Raw genomic sequence first — 13,521 nt, forward strand, 5'->3', positions numbered from 1 at the left:
TATTTATGAAATTTGTAAAAAATGATCAAGCGGCTGTTTTCGCTCTCGGCGGACTGGGCGAAATCGGTAAAAACACATATGCAGTACAATTCCAGGATGAAATTATTGTCATCGATGCTGGAATCAAATTTCCTGAAGACGATTTATTAGGAATCGACTATGTTATACCGGATTACACTTATTTAGTACGTAACGCTGATAAAATTAAAGGTCTATTTATTACCCATGGACACGAAGACCATATTGGCGGTATTCCTTATTTATTACGCCAAGTGAATATTCCTGTATACGGTGGGAAGCTTGCTTTAGGTTTATTGCGCAATAAACTGGATGAACACGGTTTACTTCGAACAACAAAATTAATCGAGATTAAAGAAGACGACGTCATTAAGTTTAGAAAAACATCTGTCAGCTTCTTCCGTACAACACATAGTATTCCAGATGCCTTTGGGATTGTCGTTAAAACACCTCCTGGAAACATCGTCCATACAGGAGACTTTAAGTTTGACTTTACTCCAGTAGGAGAACCTGCAAACTTAACGAAAATGGCGGAAATCGGCCGAGATGGTGTACTTTGTTTATTATCTGATAGTACGAATGCAGAAGTTCCAAACTTTACGATGTCTGAACGTAAAGTTGGCGAAAGTATTCATGATATTTTACGAAAAGTTGAAGGACGTATTATTTTTGCAACCTTTGCATCAAACATCCATCGTCTTCAACAAGTGACAGATGCGGCTGCCCAATATGGCCGTAAAATTGCTGTTTTCGGACGCTCGATGGATAATGCCATTTCCATCGGTCGCGAACTAGGTTATATAACTGCACCAAAGGAAACTTTTGTCGATGCACAAACGATCAACCGTTTACCAGCAAATGAAGTGATGATTTTATGTACAGGCTCTCAAGGGGAACCGATGGCAGCATTATCACGAATTGCAAATGGTACCCATCGACAAATCCAAATCCAACCTGGTGATACAGTAGTATTCTCTTCTTCACCAATACCAGGAAATACTATGAGTGTTAATAAAATTATTAATCTATTGTTCCGTGCAGGTGCTGAAGTAATCCATGGTTCATTAAACAATATCCATACTTCCGGCCACGGATCACAAGAAGAACAAAAATTAATGCTTCGACTAATTAAACCGAAGTTTTTCATGCCAATTCACGGTGAATATCGCATGTTAAAAATGCACACGAACCTTGCGGAAGATTGTGACGTACCTATTGAAAATACATTTGTTATGGAAAATGGGGACGTTTTAGCATTAAGTTCCAATGAAGCCCACGTAGCTGGTCGAATTCCTTCTGGTGATGTATACATCGATGGTAGTGGTATTGGAGATATCGGCAATATTGTATTAAGAGATCGCCGTATTCTTTCAGAAGAAGGATTAGTCATCGTCGTTGTTAGTGTAGATATGAAGAAACAAAAAATTGTCGCTGGACCTGATATTATCTCCCGTGGTTTTGTTTACATGCGGGAATCTGGAACGCTTATTAGTGAAGCACAAAAAATGTTAAATAGTCATTTAAATGAAATGATTCAAGGAAAATCTACTCAGTGGACTGAATTGAAAAATGAAATTACCGACGTTTTAGGACCATATTTATTCGAAAAAACAAAACGTCGACCAATGATTTTACCTATTATTATGGAAGTATAAAAATAAGGGTTGTCCTATTTTAGACAACCCTTTCCTTTATTTTAATGAGGAAATTTTTTTAGCTCATCGCCTTTTTTACAAAGCGATTAATATCTACATCGGCTCCTATCACTAACAAAATATCGCCTAATAATATTTTATCGTCAGCTGCTGGAGAAATCACAATCGTTTCCCCTCTTTTAATTCCAACAATATTAATTCCATATTTCGCACGGATATCTAGATCAATTAAAGAAAATCCAGCAATTCGATCGTTGGCTCGAATTTCCATTATTGAATGCTCATCGGACAACTCTAAATAATCTAATACATTATTGGACATAATATTATTCGCAATACGAATCCCCATATCCCGTTCAGGATGAACGACATGATCTGCTCCAATTTTCTTTAATACTTTTGCATGGTAATCATTGTGGGCTTTTACCGTTATTTGTTCAACACCGAGCTCTTTTAAAATTAACGTCGTTAGTATACTCGCTTGAATGTTTTCTCCAATGGCTACTATAACATGCTCAAAGTTTCGAATACCCAAGGATTTAATAACTTCCTCATCCGTCGTATCTGCAATGACGCTCTGGGTAGCAATTTTCGCGTATTCATCTACTCTTTCAGCAGAATTATCAATTGCTAAAACATCCGCCCCTAATCGAACTAACTCCCGTACAATACTACCCCCAAAACGACCTAATCCTATTACTACAAATTCTTTTTTCATTATGCCCCTCCGTACAAAAAACATCAATGATACTATTTTAACCTAGTATTATCGTTTTGTACAAACTACGATTGTAAAAAATCTAAACATATTTACAGTACTTTATCCTGCTTTAAAACTTCTTTTTGGTTAGTATTTGTTGTAAAACGATATGGAGAAAATAAACCAAAGGGCTACTTCAATTTCTAATAAGAAGAAATTAAAGTAGCCCCTAAGAGAACTAGACAGTTTTTCGTATTATTTTTTATAATCGTTTCCTAAATTAGTGTTCGTTTCTCAAAAATTTAACGAGGTTTTTGAACTTTACTTGCTTGTTTATCGTAAACATACCAATAAAGCAATCCAACAAAAATCGCTCCACCTACTACATTACCAAGGAACGTTGGAATGATGTTTCCAATAAACTCAACCCAAGTCATCTGTCCTGCAAAAATTGCTGCAGGTATTACAAACATATTCGCAACAACGTGTTGGAAGCCAATTGCGACAAACGCCATAATTGGGAACCAAATGCCTGCAATTTTTCCAATAAAATCATCTGCTCCATAAGCTAACCAAATCGCTAAACATACAAGCCAGTTACAACCAATCGCCGAAACAAAAGTTTCTAAAAACGTATGATCTACTTTTGACTCTGCAATTGCCACCGTTTTATCCAAATATGGACCCATCTCAGTTAAACCAACTACATGTCCAAAGAAATAAGCTACAAAAAGTGCTCCCACTAGATTTGCTAACGTAACCCAAACCCAATTATGAACAAGACTACCTAAAGTAATTTTCTTTGCATAATATGCCATGGAGACCGACATCAGATTTCCCGTAATCAGTTCTGCCCCAGCTAGAACAATTAATATTAGACCAACAGGGAAAACTGCTCCCCCAATTAAATTAGATAGACTTCCCCATTCTTTAGGCAAATCACCAATGACACGAATATCTAGTAAATAGCCTAGTGAAATAAATGCTCCTCCTAAAAATCCAAGCAACAACAGATGTGAAAAAGGAAGCTTTGTCTTCGTCACTCCTGTTTCTATCGTAATTTCTGCAATTTTTTGCGGTTTATGAAATGCCATAAATATTCCTCCTATTTCTAATTAAAAAAGGCAGCACCTTAAAAACCTTTTTTTACAAAAAGGTTTTTGAGATGCTGCCTAACGCCTCTGCACTCGATACAAAGAAATCAAACCATCATAATTATACATATATAGAATTCATATAAAAGCAAATAAGCAGGTCTTACTTATTTACCATTCTATGTTTTCACTATATTTGTTTTGGAAACGTTTTTCATTTTAACGTATAATGGCATTTACTGCAACACTTTTTTATTTTCTTATAATAAATTGATTGTCACTATAAAGTAAGAGCCTATATTATTCCTTTCTATTTTCTGTAATATCCCTATCAAAAACGAAAACTGATATGGCAATATCTTCTTCTACCTTGATATCGTTGAAAAGATGAACCAACTTCGCTCCAATGAGTTCTTCCATTCCTTCGGGTGGACTTTTCGCATAAATTTCTTGAATCATTTTCGTCCTCGCTGCATGTACCATATCCTTTCCATCTTCCGAACCCGTGATAAACTTTTCCGTCGGTGTTAAATTTCCATATAACGTAGCGATGGCCATATTTTCAATAAAAACTGTATGAATTCGTTCAGGTCCCTTCCCAAATGACTCTTTCCGTAGTTTTCGTATCATGTCATTGAATTCATGAACTAATTTTGACAAGTTTTCCTCCCCCTCTATACGTAGAATTGGCTCTAAAAAAGGGAATCTCCAAAAGATCATCATGAACGCTAAAAGAAAGTCAATCCAAGAATTAAACAATATAATTACAGTGTGACTGTTACAGTTCTAAGTTATACATTATGTATTTATTCATAAACACCCTATTCAAATATTTTTTAACTCAATCAACAGTTCTACATCCAATATCTAAATTTCCCCATTCTAAGTTTTTGATTATAAAAATATGCATTCCAAATACTTTTATCCCTTTCACTAATTACTCCCCGACCAATTAATAATCGGATTAATAAAGTTAAATAAACTAAAAACATTATGAATTTTATTTATAAAGGGTAGTGATTTTTTAATAAACTGGAGCATCTTTGAATACTTTAAGATGAAGTGAAAAAAGGAGTGGGTATAACTTGTCCGATTATGTAAAGAGTGCCGTTTTTGAACATCGATTTTGGTTACAAGTTTTAGGGGATCACGCTCGATTTATCCATGATTCACTTTATCCATCAGAAAAAGATGATATTGCGAAAGCAACTTATTTTATTCAACAATTCGATCAACTTTTAGCCCAAGTAAAAATGTTGAATGAATCCAATATGCAACCGTTTACTATTAAAGTAGAAGAGGCTGCTAACCAACTAAGAGACTTTAAACTATCGATTATTAAACGCCATATCACAGGAAATATTAAAATCCACCTTACGCCTACTTTTATTAATCATATGGTTAATGAGTTAGAGGAATATTTACTAATATTAAGCTATTTAAAACAAGGGAAAGCCCCACCAATCTTCCATGAATTACATCATCATTTATTATGGTTAGTCGATGCTTCCGGACACGCGGGGGCTATTAACGATCGGCTGGACGGTGTAGAAAAAAGATTAAAAGAAAAAAGCCATACCTTTACAAAACATTTTGAACAATTTTATTTAAAAGCGATTGAGTTAACAGGCTACTTACGAACAAATATAAGTAAATTTCCCGCCCTATCAAAATTTAACCATGATGTTGAAGTAGAAATAGGATTATTCAAAACCTTTTTAAACGAATTGGAAGAAATGGAGTTAAATGCTGAAGTACTAGGTATTTTTTCAGTATCGATGGCAGATCATATGGCAAGAGAAGAACAATATTATTTAATGAAACTAGCACAATCAAAAGCAATTTAAATGAAAAAGTGTAGCAACTAAATGCTACACTTTTCTCTTTAATCTGCTTAATTTTCTGCTAGTATTTCATTTATTCTCTTTTCGAGCATTTTCATGCCGCTACCACCCGACTGAAAATGTCTAAGTAAACCAAACTTATCAAAAACATAATAGGCTGGAACATATTCGTTTTCGAAGGCATCACTTAACTTCAGGGCATTATCAATAAAAATAGGATGGGATATTTTATATTTTTTTGCCACCTTCTTAATTTTATCGACGTCGGTATCTTCATAGGATCGAGGCATATGCACTGCAATCATATTCAACTCATTTTTGTACCGCTCTTTTAATTGGATAACTTCAGGCATTATCTCTTTACATAAATGACAACTAACCGACCAAAAATGAATTAAAGTTGGTTTCTTTCCTACTAACTCTTGATTTGATACTGCACCGTTTAACCATTTCGTTTCTCCCATCAATTCAGGCATTGGTGAACGTAATTTCATAAACATCCTCCTTGAAAGAAATTGAGAAGAACTCCCCCCTTTCGAAATATCTACAAAGTTTCATCTCCAGGCCGCCAGTTTGCAGGACATAATCCACCTGTTTGAAGGGCTTGAAGTACCCTTAATACTTCGTCGACATCTCTACCAATATTATCATGATGAATTGATTGATATTGAAGCTGCCCTTCCGGACTTATAATAAATAACCCCCTCAATGCAACTCCTTCCTCCTCGACTAATACTCCATATTTTTTGGCAACTTGATGATTATGATCTGCTGCAAGGGGATATTTTAACTGGCCAAGTCCGTTTTTCGTTCGATCCGTATTAATCCAAGCTAAATGGGTATAAACCGTATCGGTTGAAACACCGATAACTTCAGTATCCAAATCTTCAAATAGCTCATATTGATCTGAAATAGCCGTAATTTCTGTTGGGCAGACAAAGGTAAAGTCCATAGGATAAAAAAATAAAACAGTCCATTTCTCCTGTTGTATATTTTCTTTTAACGACACTTTCCCAAAGCTTTTATCTGGCATTACCGCATCCATTTCAAACAGAGGAGCTTGTTTTCCTACTTGTAGTTCCGTCATTTCCTTCCCTCCACGTTTAAACCAATTTCAATAAGAAATTCTTCCATTCAACTAACAACATATTCATTTAGTTGGAGAAATTTCCACTTCCGAGAAATATTCTATTGATTTTTTACTCGAATTTTGTATAATTGTATCGTTAATAATAAACAAAAAGTTTTGTTATAGTAAACTTTTATATTTGAAGTTTATGTATACTAAACAATTCAAGGAGTTATAACATGCAAATTGGTGCGAAAATTAAAGCATTGCGACTAAAAAAAGGTCTTACACAAGAAGAGTTAGGTGAACGTACAGATTTAACAAAGGGATATATTTCACAGCTAGAACGGGATTTAAATTCCCCATCAATTGAGACATTATTTTCAATATTAGAAGTTTTAGGAACGACTCCAAAGGAATTCTTTGACGATTCGTTACAGGAGCAAAAGGTTGTTTATAACAAAGACAATCAAACTTCCTATATTGATGAAGAGAAAAACTATAAAATCCAATGGCTCATACCAACTTCGAATGAAAAAGAAATGGAACCTGTTATTTTAACTCTTCAAAAAGATGGTGAATACAAACAATTTGAACCTTCCTTAGCCGAAACCTTTATCTATGTACTAAAAGGTCGCATACGACTCGTAATAGGTGAAGAAGAATATATCGCTAGTGAAGGGAACGCTATTTATTATGAAGCATCATCTAATCATCAAATTTTCAACGCCAACAATGGCAAAACAGAATTGTTATTAGTAGCGACAGAATCTTATTTATAGGAGGTAAGAACATGAGTGATACAATTATCCGATTTGAAAATGTCTCAAAATCGTATGATGATGGCACCGTTGTATTAAAAAACATCGATTTTGAACTGGAAAGAGGCAAGTTTTATACACTGTTAGGTCCATCAGGTTGTGGTAAAACAACAATTTTGCGTATCATAGCCGGATTTACAGATCCTTCTGAAGGAAATATTTATTTTAACGATCAAAAAATTAATCATGTACCAGCGAACGAGCGGCAAGTGAATACGGTTTTTCAAGATTATGCCCTTTTTCCCCATTTAAATGTTTTTGAAAATGTTGCTTTCGGTTTACGTATTAAAAAATTAAAAGAAAAAGAAATTCAAGAACGAGTTCTGGAAGCTTTAAAGTTTGTTAATTTAAGTGGTTATGGGAATCGGGAAATTTCTGAAATGTCCGGTGGTCAACGGCAAAGGGTTGCGATTGCTAGAGCGATTGTTAACGACCCACAAGTCATTCTACTAGATGAACCATTATCTGCCCTCGATTTAAAATTGCGTTCAGAAATGCAATATGAATTGCGGGAATTACAGCAACGTTTAGGAAAAACCTTTGTCTTTGTAACCCATGATCAAGAAGAGGCATTGGCAATGTCCGATGAAATTTTTGTCCTTCATGATGGCGAGATTCAGCAATCTGGAACACCTGTTGACATATATGACGAACCAATTAATCGTTTTGTCGCAGACTTCATCGGTGAATCAAACATCGTTGACGGTGTAATGATTGAAGACTTTAAAGTCCAATTTACTGGCAAGACTTTCGATTGTGTTGACAAAGGAATGAAACCGAACGAAAAAGTAGATATTGTTATCCGCCCGGAAGATTTAGAAATGACGACAGTAGATAAAGGTAAGTTAGTTGTAACAGTCGATACCCAACTGTTCCGAGGTGTTCATTATGAGTTATCAACCTATGATCAAGATGGGAATGAATGGTTAGTACACTCTCTTAAAAAGGCCGAAGTAGGTGAACAAATAGGTCTGGACTTTTCTCCAGAGGCGATTCATGTTATGCGATTAAATGAAACAGAAGAAGAGTTTGATAAACGACTAGAGTCCTATGGAGAAGAAGAAAATGTTTAATAAAGCTTCGAAAGGGTCACTATTCCCTTATGCTTTTTGGATAGCTTTATTCGTCATCGCTCCTATCGCCTTAATCGTTTATTATTCCATGCTCGACTTAAATGGTCACTTTACTTTCGATAATTATAAAGCCTTTTTTACACCAGTTTATTTAAAAATGACGCTTACTAGCTTTTGGTATGCCTTTTTAATTACGTTCTTCACATTAATGATTGCATATCCGACTGCTTATTTGTTAACTAAAACAAAACACAAACATTTATGGTTAATGTTAATCATTATTCCTTCTTGGATTAACTTATTATTAAAAACTTATGCTTTTATTGGGATATTCGGACTTTACGGACCTATCAATGCTTTTATAAAAGTATTCGGTCTTGAACAACAACAAATTTTATTTACAGATTTTAGTTTTATCTTTGTGTCGGTTTATATTTTTATTCCATTTATGATTATTCCAATTTTTAACTCATTGAATAAATTAAACCCGACATTAGTTTATGCAGCTCGAGATTTAGGGGCTTCAAGTTTTACCACATTCCGTCGCGTCATTTTCCCATTAACAATTGATGGAGTGAAATCAGGTATACAAGTCACATTCATTCCAGCATTATCTTTATTTATGATTACTCGATTAATCGCTGGGAATCAAGTGATTACTTTAGGTACAGCAATTGAACAACAGTTCCTTGTATCTCAAAACTGGGGTATGGGCTCTACAATTGCCGTCTTCCTCATTATATTAATGGTCATTATTATGCTGTTTACAGGTCAGAAGAAGGGAGGCCGCGCATAGTGAAAAAACTATCCACCGTTTCAAAAATTTACTTAATTGTAGTCTTTATCATTTTATACGCACCTATCTTTTACTTGATCTTTTATTCCTTTAATAGTGGTGGGACTATGAATCATTTTGAATCTTTCACCCTTGAGCATTATAAAGCTATTTTTGATGATTCAAGATTAATTGTCATTTTGATGAATACAGTCATTGTGGCTCTTTTATCAGGATTAATTGCTACGATAATCGGAACATTAGGAGCAATTGGAATTGTCTCCATTAAAGATCATAAAATGCGGAATACACTTCTCTCATTAAATAACGTCTTAATTGTAAGTCCGGACGTTGTCATTGGTGCAAGCTTTTTAATACTCTTTACAATCATCGGCATCAAATTAGGTTTTGCTTCTGTTTTAATATCCCATGTTGCCTTTAGTATACCTATTGTCGTTTTAATGGTTTTACCAAAGCTTTTAGAAATGAATACTTCTTTAATTGATGCGGCAAGGGATTTAGGTGCTACAAAACGGGATGTTTTAACTAGAATCATCCTTCCATATATTCAACCAGGAATATTTGCTGGATTCTTCTTAGCTTTAACCTATTCATTAGATGATTTTGCTGTTACATTTTTCGTTACTGGTAATGGATTTTCCACTTTATCCGTTGAAATTTATTCGATGGCAAGGGCAGGTATTTCCCTTACAATTAACGCAATATCCGGTCTTGTATTCTTCATAACAGTGTTAGTTGTGATTGGCTATTACTTTGTAACGAATCGAACTAAAAACAATACAACAGAGGGGGTACATCGATGAAATCATTAATACAAGCAACCGTTGCAATCATAGTCGTATGTGCCCTCCTTTTCTTTGCGATTCATAAAATAGAATCCACAAGTTCTTCTAAAACGACAGATACGATAACGGTCTACAATTGGGGAGAATATATTGATCCTGATTTAATTGATCAATTTACAGAAGAAACAGGTATCAATGTCATTTATGAGACATTTGATTCGAATGAAGCGATGATGACAAAGGTGCAACAAGGTGGCTCCGCTTATGATGTAGCAGTACCGTCGGAATATATGGTGGAAAAAATGATTGAAGAAGATTTACTTTTACCTATCGACCATTCTAAAATACCTAATCTGAAAAACATTGACCCATATTTTTTAGATTTAGCATTCGATCCGAAAAATCAATATTCCATCCCATACTTTTGGGGAACAGTCGGAATCGTATATAACCCCAATTTAGTAGCTGACCATTTAACGTTCACAACTTGGGAAGATTTATGGGACCCATCCTTAAAAGATAAAGTATTTTTAGTTGATGGTGCCCGGGAAGTAATTGGAATGGGTCTGAACTCTATCGGTGAGTCATTAAATGTGAAAGATGATGCCTTACTTCGTAAAGCGACAGACAAATTAATTACTTTATCACCAAATGTGAAGGCGATTATTGGGGATGAGATTACTCCTTTAATGATTAATAACGAAGCAGCAGTTGCTTTAACTTGGTCTGGCCAAGCTGCGGATATGATGTGGGAAAATGAAGAGCTTGATTTTGCCGTTCCTGAAGAAGGCTCTAATTTATGGTTCGATAATTTCGTTATACCTAAAACGGCGGCAAATATTGACGGTGCCCATGCATTTATCAACTTTATGTTAGATGCTGAAGTTTCTGCTCAAAATAATGATTATGTCGGTTATTCTACTCCTAATCAAGCCGCAATGGAATTAATGGATCCTGAAGTTATAGAGGATGAACGTTTCTATCCTAATGAAACATTAAGGAATAAATTAGAAGTTTACAAAAACTTAGGCTTGGAATGGTTAGGAAAATATAATGAGTATTTCCTAGAGTTTAAAATGAGTATACGGTAATAGATTCCTCACCACTTAATCAACGAACAATCCATGTTGAAAATTGTCGATAAATCTAATTTGTTTCAGCCTTTAGTCCACTACTTATTTGTAGTTAATAGATATACAATATGATAAGCTATGAAACATGAATTATATAAAGGGGATACAAGTAAGAAAGGGTGGACAGAAATGACACAGAAAAAGAAAAAAATTGTCTTACTCATTTTGATGACTAATATGTTTATTACGATGGGAGGTATTGGGATATTAATTCCTGTATTGCCTTCCTACCTCGAAATTTTCGGCGTCGGCGGGCAAGTACTAGGATTTTTAATCGCTTCCTTTGCCTTCGCCCAATTTTTATTGTCTCCAGTAGCAGGTGATTTATCAGATCGCTACGGTAGAAAAATTTTCATTATCGGGGGACTGTTTGTTTACGGTGTTTCCCAAATATTATTTGGATTAGCTACTCATGTGTGGATACTATTTATCGCACGCTTTTTAAGTGGTGTTGGCGCTGCATTTATTATGCCACCAATTATGGCCTATGTCGCCGATATTACTACTGTTGAAGAAAGAGGAAAAGGGATGGGAATGATTGGTGCTGCCATTTCCCTTGGATTTATGATTGGACCAGGCTTAGGTGGATTTTTAGCAAATGTCGATTTACACTTTCCCTTCTTCTTAGCAGGTATTATTGCATTAATTGCTTCCATCTTCTCAATTATCGTATTACCGAATGTCCCACCACAAATGAAGGAAACAGAAGAAGTGAAACGGGAAAATATTATTAACCAATTAGTACGTTCGGTGAAAACACCTTATTTCATTTTACTAATTGTCGTATTTACCTTTAGCTTTGGTATTTCAAATTTCCAATCAACTTTATCGATGTTTTTAACACATAAATTTGATTATTCACCTACTGATATTGCCATAGTTATTACTGTTGGTGGATTTGCAGGTGTCATTCTTCAAATGTTTATCATTGATAATTTATTTAAACGTTTTGGCGAAATGAAAGTGATTTATGCAAACTTAATTGCTGCTGCTATTTCAATGGTCTTAATGATTTACATTAGTGGCTTCTTTGTCATTTTATTCGTTACGACGCTATTCCAAATTGCAACAGTATTTATACGACCAGCTGTTAATACGTTAATTTCTAAGTTTGCAGGTGCCGATCAAGGGTTTGCTGCTGGTATGAATAATGCTTATATGAGTTTAGGAAATATGGTTGGACCTGCCTTAGCAGGTGTATTACTTGAATGGAATATGGCTTCTCCATTTATATTAGGAACAGTAATATTACTAGGTTGTTTCGTATTAGCATATAGTTGGACGCTGAAAAAAGCGCCCCATTTATTGGGTAGCCCTACTCAATAATTTATAACGGGACAATCTCATAAAAAAAGAGTCATCCCTTTTCACGATGTAAATACATAGAAAAGAATGACTCTTTTTATTTTTATAACGATCTAATAAATTGTTCCACAAATTGGGCATTGAAGGATAATAATTGTTCATCTGGACTAATTTTTGCGTGATGCAATCCATATTCACAATTTGCACCTGCCCAAAACATAGCACCAGGAATGTCCTTTAAGAAATAACCGAAATCTTCACCAGTCATAGCCGCTGGGCAATGATAAGAAGTTGCCCCCTCAAATTGATCAGCAAAATCTAATAATCGTTTTGCGCTTTCAGGATGATTATTCACTTCATAATACATTGAACCATAGTCGATTGAAACTTCACAATCAAAGGAAGCTTCAATCCCTGCACAAATTGCCTCAATACGTCGCTTCACTTCTGCCATTGCCTGAGCGTTCAACGTTCGAATAGTGCCTTCTAACCTCGCATTTTCAGCGATAATATTTTGCACTGTTCCAGAAGTCATTTTACCAATCGTTACAACGGCACTATCCATCGGGTCCACATTACGACTAACAATCGTTTGCAATTGTACAATTAAATTGGCAGCAGCAACTGTCATATCTTTTGTTTTATGGGGATAAGCAGCATGTCCACCTTTCCCTTTTAAATCGATAAACAGTTCAGATGTATTTGCAAATAACAATCCTGGACGTGTTGCAACAGTTCCCACTGGATATTCAGGAGCAATATGTAATGCATAAATTTCATCGGGTAAAAGGTCTGGTCGTTCCGTCTTTAACCATTCGAGCATCGGTTTTGCACCACCAGGTCCTTCTTCAGCCGGTTGGAAATAAACGACTACATTTTGTTCCGGTTGATTGCTAGCAAGCGCTTGAACTAATCCAAGAGTAATTGTCATATGACAATCATGGCCGCACGCATGCATATTGCCTTCATGGATAGAGGAATAGGGTAAGCCCGTTTCTTCCACTATCGGAAGACCATCGATATCAGATCGCCAACCAATCGTTTTCGTTGGATTACTCCCTTCAATTTGCACTACAATTCCTGTCTTCCAAGTAGTAACTGATAAATAATTTTGGGGAAATTCGGATATCTTTTCGAGCAAATATTTTTGCGTTTTAAATTCTTTAAATCCGAGTTCTGGAATTTGATGCAATTCTCTACGGATTTGGACAAGTGTATCCATTATGAC

The 13,521-nt window shown here is 35.3% G+C and carries 14 protein-coding genes; 8 read left to right on the forward strand and 6 right to left on the reverse strand.

The window, feature by feature from the left end; all coding sequences use genetic code 11:
- The first annotated feature begins 5 nt into the window (after positions 1–5).
- On the forward strand, positions 6–1,673 hold the full coding sequence (gene rnjA, locus ACH0B5_RS09745; RefSeq protein ID WP_122972385.1) for a ribonuclease J1: 1,668 nt from the start codon (positions 6–8) through the stop codon (positions 1,671–1,673).
- A 58-nt stretch (positions 1,674–1,731) separates the two neighbouring features.
- Here rnjA and ACH0B5_RS09750 read toward each other — a convergent pair whose 3' ends face one another.
- The 3 genes from ACH0B5_RS09750 to ACH0B5_RS09760 form a co-directional block, all read right to left on the reverse strand.
- Positions 1,732–2,391 (reverse strand): potassium channel family protein, encoded by a 660-nt coding sequence (locus ACH0B5_RS09750; RefSeq protein ID WP_122972386.1) that lies wholly within the window; start codon positions 2,389–2,391, stop codon positions 1,732–1,734.
- A 284-nt stretch (positions 2,392–2,675) separates the two neighbouring features.
- Complete coding sequence (locus ACH0B5_RS09755) at positions 2,676–3,467, reverse strand: formate/nitrite transporter family protein (protein WP_341361839.1); 792 nt, start codon at positions 3,465–3,467, stop codon at positions 2,676–2,678.
- A 300-nt stretch (positions 3,468–3,767) separates the two neighbouring features.
- Positions 3,768–4,127 (reverse strand): Na-translocating system protein MpsC family protein, encoded by a 360-nt coding sequence (locus ACH0B5_RS09760; RefSeq protein WP_122972388.1) that lies wholly within the window; start codon positions 4,125–4,127, stop codon positions 3,768–3,770.
- Positions 4,128–4,552: 425 nt separating this feature from the next.
- Here ACH0B5_RS09760 and ACH0B5_RS09765 point away from each other — a divergent pair, with 425 nt between their 5' ends.
- Complete coding sequence (locus tag ACH0B5_RS09765) at positions 4,553–5,314, forward strand: DUF2935 domain-containing protein (protein WP_341361838.1); 762 nt, start codon at positions 4,553–4,555, stop codon at positions 5,312–5,314.
- 47 nt (positions 5,315–5,361) lie between these two features.
- On the opposite strand, the gene ACH0B5_RS09770 is transcribed toward ACH0B5_RS09765, so the two are convergent.
- Positions 5,362–5,805, reverse strand: coding sequence for a TlpA family protein disulfide reductase (locus tag ACH0B5_RS09770; RefSeq protein ID WP_406927771.1), 444 nt, complete (start codon positions 5,803–5,805; stop codon positions 5,362–5,364).
- Positions 5,806–5,855: 50 nt separating this feature from the next.
- Positions 5,856–6,398 carry a peroxiredoxin gene (locus ACH0B5_RS09775; RefSeq protein WP_341361837.1) on the reverse strand — a complete coding sequence of 181 codons (543 nt, stop codon included), beginning with the start codon at positions 6,396–6,398 and terminating at the stop codon, positions 5,856–5,858.
- 221 nt (positions 6,399–6,619) lie between these two features.
- Here ACH0B5_RS09775 and ACH0B5_RS09780 point away from each other — a divergent pair, with 221 nt between their 5' ends.
- From ACH0B5_RS09780 to ACH0B5_RS09805, 6 genes are all read left to right on the forward strand, one after another.
- Positions 6,620–7,162, forward strand: a complete 543-nt coding sequence (locus tag ACH0B5_RS09780) for a helix-turn-helix domain-containing protein (RefSeq protein ID WP_406927772.1) — start codon at positions 6,620–6,622, stop codon at positions 7,160–7,162.
- A gap of 11 nt (positions 7,163–7,173) precedes the next feature.
- Positions 7,174–8,274 carry an ABC transporter ATP-binding protein gene (locus ACH0B5_RS09785; protein ID WP_122972393.1) on the forward strand — a complete coding sequence of 367 codons (1,101 nt, stop codon included), beginning with the start codon at positions 7,174–7,176 and terminating at the stop codon, positions 8,272–8,274.
- A complete protein-coding gene (locus tag ACH0B5_RS09790; RefSeq protein WP_406927773.1) occupies positions 8,267–9,070 on the forward strand; it encodes an ABC transporter permease in 804 nt (267 codons plus the stop codon). Before ACH0B5_RS09785 ends, ACH0B5_RS09790 begins: the two co-directional genes overlap by 8 nt.
- Positions 9,070–9,873: an ABC transporter permease gene (locus ACH0B5_RS09795; RefSeq protein WP_406927774.1), complete on the forward strand. Its 804-nt coding sequence runs from the start codon at positions 9,070–9,072 to the stop codon at positions 9,871–9,873. Before ACH0B5_RS09790 ends, ACH0B5_RS09795 begins: the two co-directional genes overlap by 1 nt.
- Entirely contained in the window at positions 9,870–10,946 is a 1,077-nt protein-coding gene (locus ACH0B5_RS09800; protein WP_122972396.1) for an ABC transporter substrate-binding protein, read from the forward strand. Before ACH0B5_RS09795 ends, ACH0B5_RS09800 begins: the two co-directional genes overlap by 4 nt.
- 171 nt (positions 10,947–11,117) lie before the next feature.
- Positions 11,118–12,314 (forward strand): MFS transporter, encoded by a 1,197-nt coding sequence (locus ACH0B5_RS09805; RefSeq protein ID WP_122972397.1) that lies wholly within the window; start codon positions 11,118–11,120, stop codon positions 12,312–12,314.
- A gap of 82 nt (positions 12,315–12,396) precedes the next feature.
- Here ACH0B5_RS09805 and ACH0B5_RS09810 read toward each other — a convergent pair whose 3' ends face one another.
- Positions 12,397–13,515, reverse strand: a complete 1,119-nt coding sequence (locus ACH0B5_RS09810; protein ID WP_122972398.1) for an N-acetyldiaminopimelate deacetylase — start codon at positions 13,513–13,515, stop codon at positions 12,397–12,399.
- Between the last annotated feature and the right edge of the window lie 6 nt (positions 13,516–13,521).

It is taken from the genome of Ureibacillus sp. 179-F W5.1 NHS, assembly GCF_045369345.1.
GTDB lineage: Bacteria > Bacillota > Bacilli > Bacillales_A > Planococcaceae > Ureibacillus > Ureibacillus halotolerans.

Excerpts from the sequence above, each read along its gene's own strand:
- ACH0B5_RS09790 (WP_406927773.1), top strand. The coding sequence starts at position 8,267 with ATGTTTAATAAAGCTTCGAAAGGGTCACTATTCCCTTATGCTTTTTGG.
- ACH0B5_RS09780 (WP_406927772.1), top strand. The coding sequence starts at position 6,620 with ATGCAAATTGGTGCGAAAATTAAAGCATTGCGACTAAAAAAAGGTCTT.
- ACH0B5_RS09770 (WP_406927771.1), bottom strand. The coding sequence starts at position 5,805 with ATGAAATTACGTTCACCAATGCCTGAATTGATGGGAGAAACGAAATGG.
- ACH0B5_RS09775 (WP_341361837.1), bottom strand. The coding sequence starts at position 6,398 with ATGACGGAACTACAAGTAGGAAAACAAGCTCCTCTGTTTGAAATGGAT.
- ACH0B5_RS09785 (WP_122972393.1), top strand. The coding sequence starts at position 7,174 with ATGAGTGATACAATTATCCGATTTGAAAATGTCTCAAAATCGTATGAT.
- ACH0B5_RS09750 (WP_122972386.1), bottom strand. The coding sequence starts at position 2,391 with ATGAAAAAAGAATTTGTAGTAATAGGATTAGGTCGTTTTGGGGGTAGT.
- ACH0B5_RS09755 (WP_341361839.1), bottom strand. The coding sequence starts at position 3,467 with ATGGCATTTCATAAACCGCAAAAAATTGCAGAAATTACGATAGAAACA.
- rnjA (WP_122972385.1), top strand. The coding sequence starts at position 6 with ATGAAATTTGTAAAAAATGATCAAGCGGCTGTTTTCGCTCTCGGCGGA.
- ACH0B5_RS09805 (WP_122972397.1), top strand. The coding sequence starts at position 11,118 with ATGACACAGAAAAAGAAAAAAATTGTCTTACTCATTTTGATGACTAAT.
- ACH0B5_RS09800 (WP_122972396.1), top strand. The coding sequence starts at position 9,870 with ATGAAATCATTAATACAAGCAACCGTTGCAATCATAGTCGTATGTGCC.
- ACH0B5_RS09810 (WP_122972398.1), bottom strand. The coding sequence starts at position 13,515 with ATGGATACACTTGTCCAAATCCGTAGAGAATTGCATCAAATTCCAGAA.